This window comes from Candidatus Pelagibacter communis (genome assembly GCF_001179845.1).
GTDB classification, from domain to species: Bacteria; Pseudomonadota; Alphaproteobacteria; order Pelagibacterales; family Pelagibacteraceae; genus Pelagibacter; species Pelagibacter ubique_Q.
Window position 1 is genome coordinate 72,984 of the sequence record NZ_CVSB01000037.1, and the last position, 22,163, is coordinate 95,146.

Below are 22,163 nucleotides of genomic sequence, written 5' to 3' on the forward strand. Positions count from 1 at the left end.
TTATCCAATCTTAATTGTATTAGCGTTAACAAATTCGTATTTGGGAATTTCCATGTTTAAAGGAGCTGGTCCTTTTCTTATTCTTCCAGATGTATCATAGTGAGATCCATGACATGGACAGAACCATCCATTGTAATCGCCTTTGTCATTTAAAGGTACACATCCTAAATGTGTGCAAACCCCTAACATTACAAGCCACTCAGGGTTTTTAGCTCTATCCTCATCTTTCTCAGGATGAATTAAATCCTCCATCTTTACTTTTCTTGCTTCATCAATTTCTTCTTGAGTTCTTCTTCGTATAAAGACTGGTTTACCTCTCCACAAAACAGTTAATGTATTTCCTGGTGTTAATGCACTTACATCAACTTCTGTGCTAGCTAATGCTTTAACAGAAGCATCTGGATTCATTTGATCTATCATTGGCCACACCACTGCAGCGGCACCAACAGCTCCTACCGCTGTGGTAGCTGTAAATAAAAAATCTCTTCTTTTTGTTTTTTTTTCAGACACTATTAGTAGCTTTTATTATTATCTCTTTTTGATTTAAAATAGTTAATATACGAATTCATATAATATAAAATAATTATTTTACTACTGAAAGAATGACACAGAATTCAACAATTTTAGGACCCAAAATAGCTTTGTATGAGCCTGATATACCTCAGAATACTGCTGCAATCATAAGAACCTGCGCTTGTTTGGGTGCTAAATTAGAAATAATTGAACCATGTGGCTTTCTATTATCAGACAAACGTTTTAAAAGAGTGGTTATGGACTATATGGACTATAGTCAAATAGAGTTTTATCAAAGTTCAGAAAAATTTTTTGAGGCAAAGAAAAAACAGAGAATCGTATTGATGACAACTAAGGGTTCAATAAATTATACTAAATTTAAATTTAAGCCTGATGATACTATTTTGTTTGGAAGAGAAAGTGCTGGGGTCCCCGAGAAGGTTCATAAAATTATTAAAAATCGTTTAAAAATACCAATGAATAATCAAGTAAGATCTCTTAATATTGCATCGTCTGTTGCCATTGTTTTGGCAGAAAGTTTGCGTCAAATTGAATTAATATAAAATGGATATTTTAATTAAAAAAGACTTAGCAAGTAATTGGTTTAAGCTATTACAAAATGCAATATGTGACGACATTTTAAAAATTGAAAAAAACAAAGTAAATTTTCAATCAACTTCTTGGAATAGAAGCAGTAAAAAAGATGAGGGTGGTGGTGAATATAGGATTCTTAAAAATGGAAAAATTTTTGAAAAAGTAGGAGTAAATTTTTCAAAAGTTTATGGAAAATTTCCTAAGCAATTTCAAAAGAATATACTGGGCGCAAGTAAAGATCCTAGATTTTGGGCATCAGGAATATCAATAGTTATGCATATGCAAAATCCCCATATTCCTGCAATGCATTTTAATACCAGATTTATTTGCACAACAAAGAATTGGTTTGGTGGAGGTATGGATGTAACCCCGGCAATAAAAGATGAAAAAGAGAAGAAAAACTTTCATAAAATATTAAAGGCAATGTGTGATAGACATAATAAAAATTATTATAAAAAATATAAAAAGTGGTGTGATGAATATTTTTATCTACCTCACAGAAAAGAAGCCAGAGGTATAGGTGGAATATTTTTTGACTATAAAAATGATAATTTTGAAAATGACTTTAAATTTGTCAGAGATGTTGGTGTTACATTTCAAATGCTATTTAATGAAATAATTAAAAAAAAATTAAAAAGAAAATGGACTTTAAAAGATAAAGAGTTTCAGTATATTAAAAGAGGTCGATACGCAGAATTTAATTTGCTCTACGATAGAGGAACAAAATTTGGGCTACAAACTGGCGGTAATGTTGAAGGAATTTTGATGTCATTACCTCCGGTTGCAAAATGGAAATAAAAAAATGGATAAAGAGCCAATAACATTAAACGGATTAAATAAACTAAAAGAAGAATTAGTTTTTTTAAAAGAAAAAAAAAGACCTGAGATAGTAGCTGCAATTGCTGAAGCGAGATCCCATGGAGACCTTAAAGAAAATGCTGAATATCATGCAGCTAAAGAAGAACAATCTCATAACGAGGGAAGAATTACAGAAATCAACGATATTATTGCAAGAGCAAATGTTATTGATGTTACAAAACTAAATAACGAAGGAAAAGTAATTTTTGGATCTACAGTTTATTTAGAAGATTTAGATACTGGTGAAAAAATTAATTATAAAATTGTTGGAAGAGATGAGGCAGATTTAAAACAAAAACTGATTTTCTTTCAATCACCAATTGGTAAAGGCTTGATTGGAAAAAATAAAAGTGATTTAGTTGAAATAAATACACCCTCTGGTGTAAAAAATTTTGAAATTAAAGACGTTAAATATATTTAACTTTTAACTATTTGCTGTACTTGCTTATCTGAAATTTGAAATCCATTTTGAACCCAAGTTTCTTCTATTTTTTTTAATTTATTACCTAAAGTTTTACCCTCAGTAATTTGAAATTTAGACATTAGTAGATCAGCCCCTATTGGCAAAGTTGGAATAGTTTTCTCTTTATAATTATCTAATAGTTTAATTAGTTTTTGCTCTACTTTGTTTGAGTTAAAAATTTTAAAATTAATTATATCTATTACAGCCTGTCGCCCATTAAAATAAAAAAGTTTATTCAAATTTTTCTCTGTAAAGCTGTTAAGAGTTACTTTTTCTCTATAAAAAAGATCTATCAATTTTAATCTTTTCTTATCTTTGTTAGATATTTTAAATTTATAAAGAAAATAATCAGCATTATCAGTCCCATCAATTACTAAAAGCGCAATCAAGAATATAAAGTCAATTTTTAAAAAATTCTCTGCAGCATAAGAATTTTGTTTTTTAAAATTTTTAATATTCTTTAATTGAGGGAAAATTATTTCTATGAGTTCTAAACTTTCTTTATCTTTAAAGAGTTTTAAAAATCCATTTGAAGTAGTTATTTTTTTTAGTTCATCGATTAATCTTTCAGATGATATATTTGAAATTCCATCAATATTTTTTTTTATATTTTTTATTATTTCTGGCTGGTGCTTATGATTTGAGTAATTTAAATAAAATCTTAAATACCTCAAAATACGTAAATAATCCTCTTGAATTCTTTTTTCCGCATTGCCAATAAAATTAATATAACCCTCCTCTAAATCTTTTTTACCGTTAAATGGATCAAATAAATTACCATCACCATCTGCATAAATTGAATTGATAGTAAAATCCCTTCTAGAAGCATCTTCCTTCCAATCTAAAGAAAATTCTACTTCAGCATGCCTTCCATCAGTTGAGACGTCTTTTCTTAAAGAAGTAATTTCATATTTATATTCGTCAATTATTGCGGTTATAGTTCCATGTTCAATTCCTGTTTCGTAATAACTTATTTGTTTGTTTTTAAGAGCCTCACAAACTTCCGGGGGCGTTAAATTTGTTGCTAGGTCAATATCATCAACATTTTCTTTTTTTATCACTTTTCTTACACACCCACCCACATATCTTATTTCACTTTTCTCTGAAAAATTATTAATTGCTTCAAAAATTTTATTTGCTGGTGTTGTTAAAGTAATTTGTTTTAAATTTTGACTGATATAATCAAGATTTTTTGATCGGGAAAAAAATTTATCTAAAAAATTTTTCATAAATGGCTGGGGCGCTAGGATTCGAACCTAGGATGCAGGTACCAAAAACCCGTGCCTTACCGCTTGGCTACGCCCCAATACTAGCTTCCTATAACATAAAAATATAAAATTCATATAGTTTTTGCTGTAACACACCAATAATTTTTATATTTTCTTTTAAATTTAGCTTTTGCCAATTTACAACTCTTTAATGAATTATAATAGGCAACAATTGTTGATCCTGAACCAGTCATTCTTACAAATAATGGATTATTTATACTTTCTAAGAACAACTTTATTTTTTTTAGTTTTGGATATTTTTTGAGTGCTATTTTTTCAAGGGCATTTTGTTGATCAATCAAATATTTTATTCCAAACATGTTTTTTTTAGGTTTGTTATATTTTGATTTTGTATACTTTCTAACAGCTGAGTATATTTTTTTAGTTGAGCACCCAAAATTAGGCTTTACTAAAGTAGAGTAATATTTTGGAGTATTATAAATCTTTTTTATTCTACCATCTGATGACAACACACAGCTAGATGAAATGGTGCCCAAAATAACATCAGAACCAACTAAGTCACAGATACTTCGAGTTTTTTGATAATTAGGATTAATAATTTTTTTTTTAACCAGATAATTAAACACACTAGCTGCATTCATCGATCCCCCGCCCAACCCAGCTTCTTGAGGGATTGATTTTTTAATTTTAACTTTAAATTTTTTATTTTTTAATAAATTTTCTTTATCTAGTATTTGAAATAATTTTTGAACAGTATTTTTTTTTCCAATATTTTTAGAAAACTTTCCATAAAAAGAAATATGATGTTTTTTTCTATTATGTTGATTTATCGAAATAACATCATGTAAATCTATGAAATCAATTATACTTTCAATTTTATGTAAAACCTTTTTTTTTCCAGTGATATTTAGTGCTAAATTTAACTTTGCATTAGATTTAATTTTATTAATTTTCATTTAGGAATTTTTAAGACCTTCAATTACTTTAATATTGATATTTTCTCTCATATCGTCTTCGGTGTCATCAAAAGTTAATACGTTATTCCAAAAATATCTTGCTTGAATTTTTCGATTTAACTTCCATAAAATGTCTCCATAATGATCATTCACGATTGGATCATCTGGCATTAATTCTACAGCTCTTTTTAAATACTTTTCTGCTTCTACATAATCCTCTATTAAAAAATATGCCCAACCAATTGAATCAATAATATATGGATCATTGCTTTTTAAATCATATGCTGTTTTCAACATATCCATTGCTTCATTAATTTTATAATCACGCTCTAACCAAGAGTAAGCAAGGTAATTCAAAATATATGCATCACTAGGATCAATTTTAAGCGCATGCAACAAATCTTCATCTGACTTTTCATAATTGCCCATTCTTTCATAGCTACCACCTCTACGGTACAATACATCTGATTTAATAAGTGAATTGTCATCCAGTGTTAAAATAATTTCTGTATAACGATCTATTGCCTTTTCATAATTTTTAGAATTCTTATAAAAATTAGCTAAATCAAAAATCATTTTTATATTTGGATTTTCAATTTTATTAAATTTTGAATCTATGTATTTAATCCCATTTTCATAATCTTGCTGTTGAATTATTATTTGAGCTTCTTTTTTTAATCTAAACCAATAATAAAATTCATCTTTTTTTTTAAAGTTTTTTAAGATCCTTTGTACTTTATCAAATTCATCATTAAGATAAAAATTTTCTGCAACCAATGACAAATTAAATTCAAACTTGGGATTTAAATAGTTTGACAAATTTAAGTAAAAATTTGATTTGTCAAAATTATCCTGAGAAGAATAAAGATTAGAGATTAAAAATAAAAACTCACTTACAAGATCATTATGATCTTTGCATGAAAAAATTTTTCCAAAATCATCGAATTTTTCTTTGTCTACCCAACTTTTACTTTGTGAAAGTAAAAGTGTTGAATTTATATAATCAATTTGTTCAACAACTAATCTTGCTTCATTTAATTTATTGTTATCAATTAAATGATTAAGATAAAAGAAAATGTATCTTGAATAGTCGCCTTGTTGATTATTTATTAAATTAAGAAAAAATAACGAAGTTCTTTTGTCTTCAATATAACATCTTTGGAATGTCTCGGCTATAAGAGACAGGTTCCCAAAATTTTTTTTGTTATCTAATATTTTTTTATTTTTAAATGTATAAATGTACTGTTTTAGAGTTTCAAATATAACTAGATTTATCCTATCTTCATCTTGAAATTTTAAACTTTGTGATAAATATTCGTCAGCTTTTTTAAAGTTATTTTTTTTTAAACTATCAATTATTAAAATTATATATGCATCATAAAAATCTGAATTAGATTTGTTTGCATTGTTATTTAATACATTAATTGCTTGAGGTACTTTGTTATCTAAAACTAAAGAGTTAACATATCTTTTTAAATAACTGTCATGTTTGTTAATTAATACTTTGGTTAAGTTAAAATATTTTAAAGCTTCAGAATTATCTCGATTTTCAAATGCAACAATTCCAGAAAAATAATTTGATAAATCTCTTGAGTTGAAATCATTAAAAGTAGCACTTTTAGAATACAAAGGTGTCTGATAAGATATGAATATTAATAGTACTAATTTTAAAAATTTTAGGAACATGTAACCATACTATGACTAAAAAAGTGATAAATCAAAATACCAAATTAAACCAAGAACTAATTAATACTATTGAGCCAAAATTTATATTCGCTGATAAGCCAATAAATAGATTTAATATTTTAGAAACGAACAATGGAACCCTGCAAATTAATAAAGAAGAATTAATAAAAAATTTAAAAGATCAAATAAATTCAATTGAAAATTGTAAATTGAAAGAAAATTCAAATAAAATTATTTTAGGTGAGGGAAATATAAATAGTCCACTAATGTTAATTGGAGAGGCTCCTGGGCCTGAGGAAGAAAAATTGGGCGTCCCATTTAGAGGTGAAGTTGGTGAACTTCTTAACAAAATGCTTATAGCCATCAATATTAAGAGACAAAATATTTACACTAGTTATGCAATCAATTTTAGACCACCTGATGACAGAAAACCAACCTCGACCGAAATTAAAAGATACTCAGAATTTTTGAAAGAGCATATATCAATTATAAACCCAAAGATCATTGTTTTGATGGGTAGTTCAGCAATGGAGGCTGTTACAGGAATAAGTGAAAAAATAACTAATGAAAGAGGACATTGGAAGGAAGTGATTTTAAAAAACAAAACATTCCCTTTAATGATAACTTTTAATCCATCTTATTTAATCCGTTTTCCAGAAAATAAAAAACACTCATGGGAAGATTTAAAGAAAATTAGAGACAAAATAAAAGATCTGAAGTTAAAAATTTGATGAAGATAATTGCTGGGGTTGATGAGGTTGGTAGAGGAAGTTTAATTGGGCCTGTTTATGCTTCAGCAGTAATTTTAAAAAAATCAATTAATCAAAAATTATTAAAAGACTCAAAATCATTAAGTAAAAAAGAGAGGGAGTATCTTTGTACATATATAAAAAAAAATTCTTATTGGTCCATAGGCAAAGCTTCTGTCAAAGAAATAGAAAAGCTGAATATACTACAGGCAAGTTTGCTGGCTATGAAAAGAGCTATAAAAAAACTTAAGAAAAAACCAACACACGTTCTGATAGATGGAAACAAAACTCCAGAATTAGAAAATTATAATTTAAAATCAGTTATTAAAGGAGATAAAAAAATCCCCTCTATTTCGGCAGCTTCTATAATTGCAAAAGTATCAAGGGATAAGTTTATAGCCACCTTGTCAAAAAAAAATACAGGTTATGACTGGGATAAAAACTTCGGGTACGGAACAAAACAGCACTTAAAAGCTTTGAAAAAATTAGGTATTACCAAACATCATAGAAAAACTTTTTCACCAATATCTAAAATAAATTAATACTACATCTAGTTACCTTCTAATTTAGAAACACTAATCGAATCCAAATTTTTCAATCTCAGGTTGACCGTAGAATCCATTTGGAGTCTAATTAATTTTTACAAATGAAAACTGATTTCAAAAATAAAATAATTAATGGAGATAGTCTCGAAGAATTAAAAAAAATTCCACGTGAAACTTTTGATTTAATTTTTGCTGATCCTCCTTACAACTTACAATTAAAAAGTGAATTAACTAGACCCGATAGATCAAAGGTTAGTGCGGTAAATGATAAGTGGGATCAATTTGAAAATTTTAAAAAATATGATGATTTCACTTATGAATGGCTTGGTGAATGTAAAAGAATTTTAAAAAAAGATGGAGCAATTTGGGTTATAGGAAGCTACCATAATATTTTTAGAGTTGGCACAGCAATCCAAAATTTAGGTTTTTGGATTTTAAACGATGTCATTTGGAATAAAAACAATCCAATGCCAAACTTTAGAGGAACACGTTTTACTAACGCTCATGAAACTTTGATATGGGCTTCTAAAAGTGAAAAATCAAAATACACATTCAATTATCAATCTTTAAAATGCTTAAATGATGATTTGCAAATGAGATCTAATTGGGATCTTCCAATATGCAATGGTTCTGAAAGACTTAAAAAGGATGGAAAAAAAATTCACTCTACACAAAAACCAGAAGCACTATTACATAGAATTTTACTAGCTACATCTAATAAAAATGACCTGATTCTTGATCCTTTTTTAGGATCAGGAACAACAGCTACAGTAGCAAAAAAACTAGGAAGAAATTATTTTGGAATAGAAAAGGAAAAAAATTATTTTAAAGCTGCTGAGCAACGCATAAAAGCTACAAAACCTATTGAGGACGACTTATTAGATACTCTAAAAAATAATAGATCAAAACCAAGAATTCCTTTTGGTTCATTAGTTGAGCTTGGAATAATTAAACCTGGAACTAATATTTTTGATAATAAGAAAAAAATAACAGCCAGAATTATGGCTGATGGTAGTATAAAACATAATCAAGCAGAGGGTTCTATACACAAAGTTGCGGCTACTATTTTAGGAGCTGAAAGTTGCAATGGATGGACTTTTTGGCACTGTGATATAAATGGACGAACTTATCCTATTGATTATCTAAGACAAAGATTAATTTCTAAAAATTAACTTTTATAAATTTTACCCAAATAACTTTGTAAAAATTTTTTATTCTTAGTTAAAAGTTTTAAAAAAATATTTCTTAATATAATCATAATTGGATTTGATAAATGGAAAGCAAATTGATTGAAATTAGATCTGCTTTTAATCATTTTTACTCTCTTCAATCTGATATCATAAAAATTATTATTATTTATTAAACATTTATATAATTCATTAGATCCCTCAATTGATTGGGAAGCTCCCTGCGCAAATGAAGGTGAAAAAGCAAAAAATGCGTCTCCTACAAGGAATATATTTTTTGGAGGATTGTATAAATTTTTACTTACAAATATTGGAAATAATTTAATATTTTGAAGACTTTCCAAAAAACTTAAAGAAACTTTTTTAGATAATTTAAATTTAATATTTTTTATAAAAGAACTCTCATTAAAAAGATTGTAATTCTCTTGCTCATTTGAATTTAATTTATGTTTTAAAATGCCAATAAAATTTAAATTTTTATCATTATTAATTGGATAAATAACATAATGAAAATTTGGCCCTAAAAACAAAGAAATATTTTCTTCATTTATATTTTGTAGATTTTCTCTCGATATAGTGCCCCTAATAGCAATCGTGTCATTGTAAATTGGTTTTGATTTATTGTTTGAAATTAATAACTTCCCCTTAGAAAACACACCATCTGAAATAATTAAGTAATCGCAACTAATTTTATTTTTATCAAATATTAATTTTATTGAATCTTTATCATAATCAATCTGTTCAATAGTGTGATTATATCTAATTATATCCTCGTTTATTTGTTCTTTTAAAAATTGAAGTAATTTTGATCTTTTCAATGTTGTATATTTACAATCTTCAGAATTAAATTTTGAAATGTCTAAGTCACAAATTTTTTTTGAATTTTTAATTTCATAAAAATCAATTTTTTTTGGATTAAATTTTTCCTCTTTAGTGAGAGAAGCAAAGCCTATTTTGTTTAAAAGCTTCACGCTATTTACTGACAGCTGAATTCCATAGCCTTCATCTATTTCTATTGAATTTCTTTTTTCATAAATCGTAACCTGATAATCCTTATGATCTTTAAATAAATTGGCAATATACAAACCAGAAATTCCAGCACCAATTATTGCTATTTTTTTCATTTATGACTTTCTAAAAATTTTACTATCTTTTTTGTAAATGTTGGCAGTGTATAATTTTGAAGCTTTGTTGGATCAATCCAATAATTATTTTTATTTAAATTATATTTATTTTTAAATTCAATTTTAATATTCATGCTCATATTAGACATTTTAAAATTCAAATCTCTATCAAAATTTTTAGGATTATTTACTTCCTCCATCGGGAAGATATTAAAATTTTTCAAAAAATTAAATTTATTATTTTTGATTAATAAATAATGATTATTTTTTTTATAAACATTTAGCTTGTAAAAAGTTTCCTTACCTTTTTTTTTAAATTTTACTAAATCAAAATTTTTATTTTTAAATGATTTGCATTTTTTTACTAATGGACAGTTCTTACAATTAGGACTAACAGGTTTACAAATTAGTGCTCCTATTTCCATTAAAGCTTGAGCATAATCACTAGACCTTTTGACAGATGTTCCAAAAATTTTTTTCTTCTCATGTAAATTTTCTTTTTTTATTTGATCTTGTTTTTTTAAAAATAAGTATCTCTTTAATACTCTTTCAATATTACCATCTAGAGGAATTATTGGTTCATTGAATGCAATTGCAGAAATTGCACTTGCTGTATAATCTCCAATTCCTGGAAGAGACTTTAAATCTACAAAATTTCTAGGTATTTTTTTATTAAAATTTTTAACAACTATTTGAGCTGTTTTTTTTAAATTTCTTACTCTTGAATAGTATCCAAGACCCTCCCAAAGTTTCATTAATTTTCTATCATCATATTTAGATAATTTTTCTATTGTGGGAATATTTTTTATAAATCTATTAAAGTAAGGTATTACCGTTGCAACCTGGGTTTGCTGCAACATAAATTCACTTACTAAAGTGTAATATTGCTTTTTTGTTTGAGAAACATTCTTTCTCCAAGGTAAAGATCGTTTATTTAAATCATACCAATTAAGAATATTATTTGTTATTATTTGATCTTTCATATGCAATCTAAAAATAATACTAAGCAGAGAAACGCTAGCATTCAAGGATTAAGATCTTTCAAAGACACTTTGCCAAAAAATGTCAAAAAAATAATAAATAAAAAAGGTCATGTATATTCAGAAACTCTGAGCAATTGGAAATTTTTAGTTGGAAGCGAATTATTTAAAATTTGCTATCCAAAAACATTTAAAAATTCAAATAAATTTGGTGTTAGTACCTTAGTGGTTATGGTCAAGCGAGGACATGAAGTTGACGTAGAATATTCGAAAAAAGATATTTTAAATAAAATGAATAATTTTTTTGGATATTCTGTTGTTGAAAAGCTTAAATTCATAAGTTTTGATGATCAACATGAAATGACGGGCTCGGGTGAAACAAAAGTTAAAAATGTGGCAATTAGTAAATATCAAGATAAGATTAAAGGTGTTAAAAACGAAAAAATTAAAAAATCATTAACAGAGTTAACCAGGGTTTTTAGAGAGAAATGAAAAAAATTATATTCTTAATATTAATATTTTTTACTACAGTCTTAAATGTACAAGCTGAGGAAATTAAAAGGATAACTGTCGGTAAAAAGGATGCAAAAATAACTATTATAGCTTTTGAATCATTAACTTGTAGTCATTGTGCTAACTTTCATAAAAATGTTTATCCTCAATTAAAAGAAGAATTTCTAGATAAAGGAATTGCTAAAATTGAATTTAGACATTTTCCATTAGACATAGCTGCCTTTAATGCATCTAAAGTTTCTCAGTGTAAGAATGATGGAAATTCAGATATCCTTGAAAGTTTATATGCTAATCAACAAAAATGGGTAAAGGGAAGTTCAATACAGGAGGCAAATAAAAATCTACAAAAATTTTTAAAAAGTGAGGGATTTAGTATTGATTTTGATACTTGCATAAATAATAAGGAAATTGAAGATTTTGTATTAAACGATCGAATCGATGGAGCAAAGAACTTCAAAGTGAACGCAACTCCTACGATTATTATTAACAACGAAAAATTTGAAAAAACTCTAAATTATAAAAATTTAAAAAAAGCGCTAGAAAAACTGATATAAGTTAGTGCATGGAGTTTAAAAAAATCCAATTAAATGGATTTAAATCTTTTGCTGAAAAAACCAACTTCTTAATTGAGGATGGTCTTACGGGTATAGTGGGTCCTAACGGCTGTGGTAAATCTAACATTGTAGAATCTTTAAGATGGGTAATGGGAGAGACCTCGGCAAAAAGTATGCGTGGATCTGGTATGGAAGATGTTATATTTTCAGGGACATCTAACAAAGCATCAAAAAATATTGCAGAAGTATCAATCGAAGTTGAAAACAAAGATAAAGAGGGCCCTATCCAATACCGTGAATTAGAGCAAATACAAGTGAGAAGAAAAATAGAAAAAGATAAAGGATCTAAATTTTATATTAATGATAAAGAAGTAAGAGCAAGAGATGCTCAAATGTTTTTTGCAGATCTTTCGACTGGTGCGCACTCTCCATCCATGATTAGTCAAGGAAGAATAGGTGCATTGGTAACAGCGAAACCAACAGATAGAAGGTCTATTTTAGAAGAAGCCGCAGGAATATCTGGTTTACACGTTAGAAGACATGAGGCTGAATTAAGATTAGGTGCGGCTGAGAATAATTTAAAAAGAGCGGATGAACTAAGAAGACAGCAAGAAAAACAATTAGCAAATCTTCAAAAACAAGCTGAAGAGGCAACAAAATACAAACTAATTTCAGATCAAATTAAAAAAATTGAAGCAGGTTTATATTATTTAAAATTATTAGAAATAGATAAAGAAATTAGAATAGAAAATGAAATTAATACTGAGGCAGAAGGAGAAGTAGAAGGATTTAATAACAAAATATCTGAATTAGAAAACTCAATTAAAACTTTTACAGATAAAGTAAATCCATTGAGAGAGAAAAATATTGAAAATTTATCAAGGATACAAAGACTTAATTTAGAACTTCAAAGTTTAGATGAAGAAAATACAAGAATTCAAGATGAGATAGAAAGCATCAAAAAATCAATTCAAACACTTGATGATGATATCACGAGAGAAAAAGGGATAATCATAGACGCTAACTCAAATGAAAAAAGATTGAAGGAAGAAAAAACTGAATTAATTGAGACAGACTCGAAGTATTTTGAAACAGAAAAATTATCTAATGAAGAGTTAGAAAGTGCAAAAAATAAACTTAAAGAAGAACAAAAAGCTGTTGATGAAGTTGTAAACAGTTTAGCAGAAGAAACTGTAAATATAAGTGTTGGTCCAATAAGAAATGTAAAAAACACTATATCAAGGGTAAAAGAATTAATAGATAGTAATGAAATAAATCAAGCAGTAACACTTCTAGATAGATGTAATATGGAGCTAGATAGTTTTTTAAATGATTTAAAAAATGAGAGATCTAGAAGTGAGTTATTAGGAGTTAGCGAAAAATCAGAAAATATAAAATTACTCCAAGAAAAATATGCTGATGCATATAGTAAAAATCAATCAATTAAAAATGAGTCCATAAAAAGAAATGAAAGAATTAAAACCATTGAAACGGAAATTGAAAGTTGGAAAAATTTATTAACTAACTCAGAAAAAATGGTTAATGAACTAACACAAAGAAAAGAAAAATTATCAAAACAATTAAGTGATTTAGAAAACCAGCCTAGAGCCCAGGCAGAAAGAAAAGGTCAAATTTCAGAAAATTTAAGAATTTCAGATAAAGAAAAAATTGATAATGAAGCGATTATAGATGAGACAGATCAAAAAATTGAAATGTTAAGAACGCAATTAAATGAAATTCAAGAACAATCAATTCAAATCAGAGAAAGAAAAGCAAGCTCAGGAGCTACAATTGAAGGCCTGCAAAAAAGAAAAAATGATCTCCTTGATAGAATTAGTTCTGAGTTAAATTTGAATGAAGATAATATTTTAGAAAATTCAAATTTAAACGGGGTAGAAGAGCTTCCAAATCCAGTTGATCAAGAAGATGCTTTAGACAAGAAAAAACAAGAAAGAGAAAAATTAGGATCTGTAAATTTAAAAGCAGATGAAGAAACAAGTAAATATGAAGAAGAGATAAAAAAAATGGAACAGGATCGTGCCGATCTTGTTGCTGCTATCGTAAAACTTAAAGATAGTATTAATGAACTTAATCAAAAAGGAAGGGAAAGATTGATTGAAGCTTTTGAAAAAGTTAATAGAAAATTTAATGAAGTTTATACAAAACTTTTCAATGGTGGAAATGCCAAACTAGAACTGGTGGACTCTGATGATCCACTTGAAGCAGGTTTAGAAATGTTAGTTAGTCCTCCGGGAAAAAGACTTCAATCTATAACTTTGTTATCTGGAGGTGAGCAAGCTTTGACCGCCCTCTCATTAATCTTTGCAGTATTTTTAACAAACCCTTCACCTATATGTGTATTAGATGAGGTTGATGCACCACTTGACGATGCTAACGTAACAAGATTTTGTAGTCTACTTGAGGAATTAATAAAAATAACCAATACTAAATTCATAATCGTAACTCATCATGCTTTAACCATGTCAAAAATGAACAGACTATATGGGGTGACGATGCCTCAAAAAGGAATTAGTCAGCTTGTGGCTGTTGATTTACAAAAAGCAGAGAGTATGGTTGCTTAAACTATATAAATGCCAAAAGACCCTTTCAAAACTCGCTTAGAGATTGCAAAAAACAAGATTTCAAAGAAAAATCTCTACAATAAGAAGAATGACCCCTCGCCTATAGGAACTGCATTCAAATTGAGCACAGAACTTGTTTCTGCAGTGGCTGTGGGGACAATTATTGGGTTTATTTTTGACAAGACCTTTGGTACTAAACCCTGGTTTATATTAATATTTTTTTTTGTTGGTGTAGTTGCTGGAATAACCAATGTGATTAGATCCGCAAAAAAAATGCAAAAATAAATAAGTATTATGGCAGCAAATCCTATGTCCCAATTCGACGTTTATAGAATTGGACCTGAAATTAAAGTTGGAGCATTCGACATATCATTTACGAACGCAAGTTTGTTTATGATTTTAAGTACTGTGTCTATTTTGTTAATCTTTAATTTAGGATCAAAAAAAAATTCAATACTACCAAACAAAATTCAATTATTAGCAGAACTTAGCTATACCTTTGTGTCCAAAATGATTAGCGATACAGCTGGATCAAAAGCTAAACCATACTTTGCATTTATATTTTCTCTATTCATGTTTGTTTTATTTTGTAACATGTTTGGAATGATACCTTATACTTTCACTGTAACCAGTCATATAATTGTAACATTTGTACTCGCAGCATTTATATTTATTGGAGTGACTGTAATTGGGTTTATTAAACATGGATTTGGGTATTTAAAATTATTTGTCCCAAGTGGAGTGCCTGCAGTATTGCTCCCTTTAATTGTTGTTATTGAAATTATTTCTTATTTAAGTAGGCCTATAAGTTTATCAGTTAGATTATTTGCCAATATGATGGCTGGTCATACAATGATGAAAGTTTTCGGAGGCTTTGTAATTAGCCTTGGAATAGTTGGTGGGTGGCTTCCACTAAGTTTTTCGGTTGCGTTAACTGGTTTGGAGATCTTAGTTGCTTTTCTTCAAGCTTATGTTTTTGCAATCTTAACCTGCATCTATTTAAATGATGCATTAAATTTACACCATTAATAACAGAGGAGGATATAATGGAATTAGAAGCAGCAAAAATGATCGGAGCAGGTTTAGCAGCAATTGCTTTAGCTGGAGCCGGTGTTGGTATCGGAATAATTTTTGGAAATTATTTGTCTGGTGCAATGAGAAATCCATCTGCAGCACAAAAACAATTTCCTAACTTGCTTTTAGGTTTCGCACTTGCAGAAGCTACAGGATTATTCGGATTAGTAGTTGCGTTAATCATTCTCTTTGCGTTTTAAATTGATGGTTAAAAAAATATATTTTCAGTCAATATTTTTTAGCTTCTTTTTTATTAAAGAAGCTTTTGCAGCTGAAAGCGGAGGTATGCCTCAATTAAATCCAGAGTTTTGGGTTTCTCAAATTTTTTGGCTAGTACTTACTTTTGGTATTATGTATTTAGTTTTATCTAAACTAATACTACCAAAAATTAGTAACAACTTAGAATCGAGAAAATCCCAAATATTAGAAAATATTGAGGCTGCTGAGAAACAAAGAGAAGATAGTGATGCAAAACTAAAAGAATACGATGAAATTATATCTAAAAGCAAACTTGAGGCTAATAGTATTTTCAATCAAGCAAGAGAAAAAGCGCTAAAAGATATTGGTGCAAAAAGAGAAGTGCTTGATAAGCAAATTGATAATGAAATTGCTGAGGCTGAAAAAGAAATAGATGCATTAAGAAAAAATGCGCCAGATAAAATAAATAAAATTGCTATTGAGACTTCATCTGAGTTATTGCAAAAACTAATTGGAGCAGAAGTAAATAATAGTAGTATATCTGCAATTGTTGACGATCTATCTAAAAGAAATGGAGATAAATACTATGGCAATTGATGCAACATTTTGGGTAGCCGTATCATTTATTATTTTTTTTGGAGCGTTAATTTACCTTAAAATTCCACAAAAAATTTCTGAAATGTTAGATAAAATGATATCTGACATTAAAAATGAAATTGATGAAAGCGAAAAATTAAGAACCGAGGCAAAAACACTATTAGATAACTCACAAAAAAAATTAGATACAGCTCAGTCTGTTAGCAACGAAATTCTTGAGAACGCCAAAAAAGATGCAGATAGATTAATAATTGAGATGAATGATAAGTTTCATAAATCATCAGAAATTAAAAAAAATTTAGCTGAAAATAAAATAAGTCAGATGAAAGAAGCGGCTTTAAAAGAAATTAAGGACGCATCAATAAAGATTGCCGTGGACTCAGTTAAAAAAATAATAACTACATCTGTAGACAAGTCAAAATTAGATGCTGTGTTTCAAAAAAATTTAGATGAAACTAAAGCAGAGTTAAAAAAAATTAACTCATAATACACTTACAATTTTTCAAAAAAGCTATAAATTATTAAAATGAACTCTATAGTCATTGGATCGGGATTTGGTGGGATCGCAGCAGCGCTAAGACTTAAGGCAAAAGGACATAACGTAAAATTAATAGAAAAACATCCAGACCTAGGTGGAAGAGCAAGAGTTTTTAAGAAAAACGGATTTATATATGATGCTGGACCAACAGTAATTACTGCACCCTACTTAATTAATGAATTGTTCGAGTTATTCAATAAAGATCCAAAAAATTATATAGAACTAACTCCACTTAAAATTTGGTACCAGTTTATTTTTGAAGACAAAACTAAATTTAATTATTCAGGCGACGAAATAGAGATGAAAAACCAAATTGAGAAGCTTAGCAAAGAAGATGTAAATGGATATGAAAAATTAGTTAATTTTACAAAAAAAATATTTGATAAAGGTTTTTTAGAACTTGCAGATGTACCATTTGATAAACCTTTCGTAATGATGCAACAATTGCCTGCCCTATTAAAACTTAAAAGTTATAAATCAGTTTACTCACTTGTTTCATCTTATATAAAAAATGAAAAATTAAGAAGAATGCTTAGCATGCATCCTTTACTAGTTGGGGGAAATCCCTTTACCACCACTTCTATTTATGGATTAATTCTTTATTTAGAAAAAAAATGGGGAATACATTATTCAGTTGGAGGAACAGGAAATATAATTAAAGGTTTAGAAAAATTAATGAATGAGGTTGGTATTGAAATAATAAAAAACAGTGAAGTTACAGAAATTATATCAAAAAATAATAAAATAAGTGGTGTAAAATTAAATAATGACAATGAAATTGGTGCAGATAATGTTGTTTGTAATGCAGATCCACCTGCATTTTACGAGAAAATGTTAAGCAAAAGCAACGAGAATTCCATGTTGTTTAATTGGAAAAAAAATCGAATGGAATATTCTATGGGCTTATTTGTTTACTATTTTGGAACAAAAAAAATTTATGAGAATGTTGAACATCATACAATAAAGTTTGGAGAAAAGTATAAAGAACATCTTGATGAAATATTTGATAAGAAAAAATTAAATAACGATATTAGCTATTATCTTCACAGACCTACAGCGACCGATAAAACTATGGCCCCAGATGGAAATGATTGTTTTTATGTGTTAGTGCCTGTTCCCAACAATCAATCAAAAATAAATTGGGAAACTGAAGGTGAGAAAATGAAAAATCTTGTAATTGAAAAAATGGAAAAAGACTTAATGCCAGATCTTAAGAATAATATAGTTGAGGACTTTTATCTAACACCTGATTACTTTGAAAAAGAATTAAATACAAAATTTGGATCAGGGTTTTCAATTCAACCTAAATTTACACAATCCGCATACTTTAGATTTCATAATAAATCTGAAATATATGATGGTTTATACTTTGTTGGTGCAGGAACACATCCTGGGGCTGGGGTACCAGGTGTTCTCTCTTCAGCAAAAGTTTTAGATAAATTATTTTAATGTTAACAAAGAATTATTTAGCTATTTACGCAAAATCTTTTAATTGGGCAGGTTTTTTTTTACCAAAAAAAACCTATGAAAAATGCTCTGCGCTTTATGATTTTTGTAGAGAAGCAGATAATATTGCTGATGATGAAAATAAGATAGAAGTAAAAAAAGATAATTTTATTAAATTTAGAAATAATTTTATTAATAAAAATTATGATGATCCGGTTATTAAAAACATGTGGGGTCTTATTAATGAATTTAGTATTTCAACTAAAATTGTAGATGATTTATTTGAGGGTATTAATTCTGATATAAAAGAAAATGTTAAACTTAATTCAAAAAAAGAATTATTAATTTATTCCTATAGGGTGGCTGGAACAGTTGGATTGATGATGGCTAAGATATTGAATGTTCACAAAGAACCATCTCTAAAATCAGCTATTGATCTTGGGATTGCTATGCAATTAACAAATATTTCCAGGGATGTTATGGAAGATAAAAAAAATAAAAGATTTTATATCAATGAAAGTTTTGAGGACATAAAGACCACAATCAAGCTTTCAGAAAAGTTTTATGAAAATTCATTTTACTCAATTAAAGAAATACCGTTAAGTTTCAGATTTTCTATTTTAGTAGCAAGAAGGGTTTATAGAAAAATAGGATATAAAATCTTAAATAAACAAAACATAGAAAATTATAAAAAGTCTGGAAAAATTTATGTTTCAAATATTGAAAAAATTATTGAAACTTTTTTATCTATTTTTGACTTAATTAAGTTATCACTTATAAGTAAAAACGATGATAATATTAATCATGACCATAATTTAATTAATGAAGAAATAAATTTAAATGAAAGAATTTGATTATACAATTATAGGAGGAGGTTGCGCAGGTCTTTCATTAGCATATGAGCTGGAAGTTTATGAAAAATTAAAAGATAAAACCCTAGCAATAATTGAACCAAGAGAAGATTATAAAAGAGATAAAACCTGGTCATTTTGGAAAGTTTTTTCCCATAATTTTGATGACTGTGTCAAAAAAAGTTGGAATAATTTTACAATAAATACACCCAATAATACGAAATATATAAATTGCGAACATACGCCATATCAAACAATTGATAGTGGTATGTTCTACGAAAAAATACTTTCAAAACTTAAATTAAATAAAAATATTCAGTTTTTTAAAAGTATTGACGAAATAGATAAATCAAATTCAATTGTATTTAATAGTGTACCTAATTTTGAGAATAAACAGAGTGAGTTATGGCAACACTTTTGTGGAGTTGAAATAGAAACAGAAAAAGACTTTTTTGATGACGAAATTTTCAATTTGATGGACTTTGCTTGTGATCAAAGAAACAAAGTTCATTTTTTTTATACGTTACCATTTACTAAAAGGAATGCATTAGTTGAAACTACTTGGATATCTGAGCTAAATGATGAAAAACTCAAAGATTATGATGAACAAATTGATAATTATTTAAGCAACCACCTAAATATCAGAAACTGTAAAATCAATTTCAAAGAAACTGGTGCAATTCCACTTTTTAGACAGAAAAATGTAAATAAATTAAATGAAATTTATATAGGCTCAGCAGGAGGCATGACTAGATTAAGTACAGGTTATACGTTCCTAAATATTCAAGAACAGAGCAGATATATAAGAGAAAACATAGAAAATATTAAAAATGTAAATTTATTTAAAATTAATTCAAAATATGATTTTTTAGATAAAATCTTATTAAGAGTTCTAAAAAATAATTCCAATGAAATGGGAAATATATTTTTTAAAGTTTTTAATTCAAAACCTAAAACAGCTATCAACTTTTTATCAAATAAAAGCAGTTTTTTTGAAGATTTAGAGGTAATTCTAAAAATGCCAAAGTGGAAATTTTTAAAAGAATTAATTTAAAATGAACAATAAAATAAAAAAAATAAATCTAAATCATTCATTTATTTTTTTCTTTCTTGTAAACATTTTTTGTATTTTACTGTTCAAGTTTAATAATTTTAATATTTCATCAATTTTGTGTTTACTTTTAATTTTAATTATAGGGGTTTCCCATGGTTCATTAGATCATATTAAAGGAAAAAAACTGCTTAAATTGTTTAATATAAAATCAAGTTATATATTCTACATTATATATATTTTAATTTCGGTATTAGTTATCGTAACTTGGATATTGTTACCATCAATAACTTTAATTATTTTTTTAATGATCGCTTCCTACCACTTTGGCAAAGAAGATACACAATTTTTGATTAATGAAAAATCTTATTTCACTCAAATACTTTATTTTTTTAAAGGATTATTAATTATACTTGCTCCTTTGTATTTTCATTTTCAGGAAACAATAGCGATTTTCAAATTATTATTAATCAATAATGAGACATTTTATTCAAGTTTAGATTTTATTGAGACAAATAATGTAATTCAAATAGGAATATTCTGCAGCACACTATCTAGTATTTTTCTTTTCTTAAAGAATTTTGAAATCAAGAAATTTGTTGTTTTTTTAGATTATTTTTCAATTTTGATATTAAATTATTATTTATCTCCACTAATAGCTTTTACTGTTTATTTCTGTTTTTTACATTCAATAAGACATTCAATTTCCCTCGCTATTGAACTTGATCCAAATAGTATAGTTAATGGATTTAAATTATTTGTTAATAAAGCTTTACCTTTAACAATTTTAACTGCTATTTTTTCTTTTATTGCACTTTATCTACTGAATAATTCATTTAATTTAGATAGTGCAATTTTAAAAATAATATTTATAGGTTTGGCGTCTTTAACCTTTCCACATATATTGCTGGAATATTTTTTAGAAAAAAATGAAAAATAAAGAATTAAAAATATTATTATCTGCGCCTCGTGGGTTCTGTGCTGGGGTGGAAAGAGCAATTGAAATAGTTGAAAAATCTATACAAAAATTTGGAGCTCCGGTTTATGTGCGTCATGAAATAGTACACAATAAGTATGTTGTAGATGATTTAAAAAATAAAGGGGCAATATTTGTTGAAGAGCTGGAGGAGATAAAGGATAAATCAAGACCGGTAATTTTTTCAGCGCATGGTGTTCCGAAAAAAATACCTGAAGATGCAAAAAATTATAAAATGACTTATGTGGATGCTACATGTCCACTTGTTTCTAAAGTTCATAGAGAAGCAGAAAATCTTAATAAAGCTGGCTACCATATAATATTAATTGGTCATCAAAATCATCCAGAAGTAATTGGAACTATGGGTCAATTAAATGAAGGTTCTATAGATCTAATCCAAAATGAGGTAGATGCTGCAAACTATAAAAATAAAGAAGACAAAAAATTAGCATATATTACTCAGACTACTTTGTCAGTTGATGATACAAAAGAAATAATCAAAATTTTAAAAACCAATTTTCCTAATATAAAAGAACCAATGAAAGAAGATATTTGTTATGCAACCACAAACCGTCAAATGGCAGTAAAAAATATTGCAAAAAATTGTGACATGTTTTTTGTTATTGGTAGTAGAAACTCTTCAAATTCTGTTAGACTAGTTGAAGTAGCAAAAAAATCAGGCTGTGAAAATTCACAACTTATTCACTCAGAAAGCTCAATACCGTATGATCAAATAAAAAATTGCAATACTATAGGTATATCTTCAGGAGCATCTGCGCCAGAAATATTAGTAGAAAATTTTATTAATGATTTAAAAAATAAATTTTCTATAAGTATCGATGAAGTTGAAATAATTAAAGAAGATGTTGTATTTAAAGTTCCCAACAAATTAAATTAAA

General features: G+C 27.5%; 25 protein-coding genes and 1 tRNA gene. 19 read left to right on the plus strand and 7 right to left on the minus strand.

Annotated features, from left to right (window positions below):
• Positions 1-510 (minus strand): ubiquinol-cytochrome c reductase iron-sulfur subunit, encoded by a 510-nt coding sequence (gene petA / locus AMN81_RS03815; protein ID WP_072090790.1) that lies wholly within the window; start codon positions 508-510, stop codon positions 1-3.
• Positions 511-602: 92 nt separating this feature from the next.
• Here petA and AMN81_RS03820 point away from each other — a divergent pair, with 92 nt between their 5' ends.
• Genes AMN81_RS03820 through greA form a run of 3 tightly spaced genes read left to right on the plus strand, consistent with a single transcriptional unit; the run spans position 603 to position 2,386 of the window.
• Positions 603-1,076 carry a tRNA (cytidine(34)-2'-O)-methyltransferase gene (locus AMN81_RS03820; protein WP_072090791.1) on the plus strand — a complete coding sequence of 158 codons (474 nt, stop codon included), beginning with the start codon at positions 603-605 and terminating at the stop codon, positions 1,074-1,076.
• A 1-nt stretch (position 1,077) separates the two neighbouring features.
• A complete protein-coding gene (gene hemF / locus AMN81_RS03825; protein WP_072090792.1) occupies positions 1,078-1,905 on the plus strand; it encodes an oxygen-dependent coproporphyrinogen oxidase in 828 nt (275 codons plus the stop codon).
• A 4-nt stretch (positions 1,906-1,909) separates the two neighbouring features.
• On the plus strand, positions 1,910-2,386 hold the full coding sequence (gene greA / locus AMN81_RS03830; protein WP_072090793.1) for a transcription elongation factor GreA: 477 nt from the start codon (positions 1,910-1,912) through the stop codon (positions 2,384-2,386).
• Here the strand turns inward: greA and AMN81_RS03835 are convergent.
• The 4 genes from AMN81_RS03835 to AMN81_RS03850 form a co-directional block, all read right to left on the minus strand.
• A complete protein-coding gene (locus tag AMN81_RS03835; protein ID WP_072090794.1) occupies positions 2,383-3,657 on the minus strand; it encodes a CCA tRNA nucleotidyltransferase in 1,275 nt (424 codons plus the stop codon). The genes greA and AMN81_RS03835 overlap by 4 nt on opposite strands.
• Before the next feature lie 3 nt (positions 3,658-3,660).
• A tRNA-Gln gene (locus AMN81_RS03840) sits at positions 3,661-3,734 on the minus strand.
• Positions 3,735-3,767: 33 nt separating this feature from the next.
• A complete protein-coding gene (locus AMN81_RS03845) occupies positions 3,768-4,613 on the minus strand; it encodes a GHMP family kinase ATP-binding protein (RefSeq protein ID WP_072090795.1) in 846 nt (281 codons plus the stop codon).
• Positions 4,614-6,299 carry a tetratricopeptide repeat protein gene (locus AMN81_RS03850; protein ID WP_072090796.1) on the minus strand — a complete coding sequence of 562 codons (1,686 nt, stop codon included), beginning with the start codon at positions 6,297-6,299 and terminating at the stop codon, positions 4,614-4,616.
• An 11-nt stretch (positions 6,300-6,310) separates the two neighbouring features.
• Here AMN81_RS03850 and AMN81_RS03855 point away from each other — a divergent pair, with 11 nt between their 5' ends.
• The 3 genes from AMN81_RS03855 (at position 6,311) to AMN81_RS03865 (ending at position 8,765) form a co-directional block, all read left to right on the plus strand.
• On the plus strand, positions 6,311-7,030 hold the full coding sequence (locus AMN81_RS03855) for a uracil-DNA glycosylase (protein ID WP_072090797.1): 720 nt from the start codon (positions 6,311-6,313) through the stop codon (positions 7,028-7,030).
• The gene (locus AMN81_RS03860) at positions 7,030-7,590 is read left to right on the plus strand and encodes a ribonuclease HII (RefSeq protein ID WP_072090798.1); all 561 of its coding nucleotides are present in this window, start codon (positions 7,030-7,032) and stop codon (positions 7,588-7,590) included. Before AMN81_RS03855 ends, AMN81_RS03860 begins: the two co-directional genes overlap by 1 nt.
• A 104-nt stretch (positions 7,591-7,694) precedes the next feature.
• Positions 7,695-8,765 carry a site-specific DNA-methyltransferase gene (locus AMN81_RS03865; protein ID WP_072090799.1) on the plus strand — a complete coding sequence of 357 codons (1,071 nt, stop codon included), beginning with the start codon at positions 7,695-7,697 and terminating at the stop codon, positions 8,763-8,765.
• Here the strand turns inward: AMN81_RS03865 and AMN81_RS03870 are convergent.
• Together AMN81_RS03870 and AMN81_RS03875 are read right to left on the minus strand one after the other, a co-directional pair.
• Positions 8,762-9,904 (minus strand): FAD-dependent monooxygenase, encoded by a 1,143-nt coding sequence (locus AMN81_RS03870; protein WP_072090800.1) that lies wholly within the window; start codon positions 9,902-9,904, stop codon positions 8,762-8,764. The genes AMN81_RS03865 and AMN81_RS03870 overlap by 4 nt on opposite strands.
• Positions 9,901-10,887: an A/G-specific adenine glycosylase gene (locus tag AMN81_RS03875; protein ID WP_072090801.1), complete on the minus strand. Its 987-nt coding sequence runs from the start codon at positions 10,885-10,887 to the stop codon at positions 9,901-9,903. Before AMN81_RS03875 ends, AMN81_RS03870 begins: the two co-directional genes overlap by 4 nt.
• Between AMN81_RS03875 and AMN81_RS03880 the strand changes: the two genes are divergently transcribed.
• Genes AMN81_RS03880 through ispH form a run of 13 tightly spaced genes read left to right on the plus strand, consistent with a single transcriptional unit; the run spans position 10,888 to position 22,162 of the window.
• Positions 10,888-11,376 carry a DciA family protein gene (locus tag AMN81_RS03880; protein ID WP_072090802.1) on the plus strand — a complete coding sequence of 163 codons (489 nt, stop codon included), beginning with the start codon at positions 10,888-10,890 and terminating at the stop codon, positions 11,374-11,376. It begins immediately after the preceding gene.
• A complete protein-coding gene (locus tag AMN81_RS03885) occupies positions 11,373-11,951 on the plus strand; it encodes a thioredoxin domain-containing protein (RefSeq protein ID WP_072090803.1) in 579 nt (192 codons plus the stop codon). The genes AMN81_RS03880 and AMN81_RS03885 overlap by 4 nt, the downstream gene beginning before the upstream one ends.
• A gap of 8 nt (positions 11,952-11,959) precedes the next feature.
• Complete coding sequence (locus AMN81_RS03890) at positions 11,960-14,533, plus strand: chromosome segregation SMC family protein (RefSeq protein WP_072090804.1); 2,574 nt, start codon at positions 11,960-11,962, stop codon at positions 14,531-14,533.
• A 9-nt stretch (positions 14,534-14,542) separates the two neighbouring features.
• Positions 14,543-14,818, plus strand: coding sequence for an AtpZ/AtpI family protein (locus AMN81_RS03895; protein ID WP_072090805.1), 276 nt, complete (start codon positions 14,543-14,545; stop codon positions 14,816-14,818).
• 9 nt (positions 14,819-14,827) lie between these two features.
• Positions 14,828-15,562, plus strand: a complete 735-nt coding sequence (locus AMN81_RS03900) for a F0F1 ATP synthase subunit A (RefSeq protein ID WP_072090806.1) — start codon at positions 14,828-14,830, stop codon at positions 15,560-15,562.
• A gap of 17 nt (positions 15,563-15,579) precedes the next feature.
• Positions 15,580-15,807: a F0F1 ATP synthase subunit C gene (locus AMN81_RS03905; RefSeq protein ID WP_006997791.1), complete on the plus strand. Its 228-nt coding sequence runs from the start codon at positions 15,580-15,582 to the stop codon at positions 15,805-15,807.
• Positions 15,808-15,811: 4 nt separating this feature from the next.
• The gene (locus AMN81_RS03910) at positions 15,812-16,402 is read left to right on the plus strand and encodes a F0F1 ATP synthase subunit B family protein (protein ID WP_072090807.1); all 591 of its coding nucleotides are present in this window, start codon (positions 15,812-15,814) and stop codon (positions 16,400-16,402) included.
• Positions 16,377-16,889, plus strand: a complete 513-nt coding sequence (locus AMN81_RS03915; protein WP_256998221.1) for a F0F1 ATP synthase subunit B family protein — start codon at positions 16,377-16,379, stop codon at positions 16,887-16,889. The genes AMN81_RS03910 and AMN81_RS03915 overlap by 26 nt, the downstream gene beginning before the upstream one ends.
• Before the next feature lie 39 nt (positions 16,890-16,928).
• Positions 16,929-18,389: a phytoene desaturase family protein gene (gene crtI / locus AMN81_RS03920; protein WP_072090808.1), complete on the plus strand. Its 1,461-nt coding sequence runs from the start codon at positions 16,929-16,931 to the stop codon at positions 18,387-18,389.
• Positions 18,389-19,240, plus strand: a complete 852-nt coding sequence (locus AMN81_RS03925; protein WP_072090809.1) for a phytoene/squalene synthase family protein — start codon at positions 18,389-18,391, stop codon at positions 19,238-19,240. Before crtI ends, AMN81_RS03925 begins: the two co-directional genes overlap by 1 nt.
• Positions 19,227-20,291: a lycopene cyclase family protein gene (locus AMN81_RS03930; RefSeq protein ID WP_072090810.1), complete on the plus strand. Its 1,065-nt coding sequence runs from the start codon at positions 19,227-19,229 to the stop codon at positions 20,289-20,291. Before AMN81_RS03925 ends, AMN81_RS03930 begins: the two co-directional genes overlap by 14 nt.
• A gap of 1 nt (position 20,292) precedes the next feature.
• A complete protein-coding gene (locus AMN81_RS03935; RefSeq protein ID WP_072090811.1) occupies positions 20,293-21,228 on the plus strand; it encodes a Brp/Blh family beta-carotene 15,15'-dioxygenase in 936 nt (311 codons plus the stop codon).
• Complete coding sequence (gene ispH / locus AMN81_RS03940) at positions 21,218-22,162, plus strand: 4-hydroxy-3-methylbut-2-enyl diphosphate reductase (RefSeq protein WP_072090812.1); 945 nt, start codon at positions 21,218-21,220, stop codon at positions 22,160-22,162. The genes AMN81_RS03935 and ispH overlap by 11 nt, the downstream gene beginning before the upstream one ends.
• Position 22,163 lies beyond the last annotated feature (1 nt).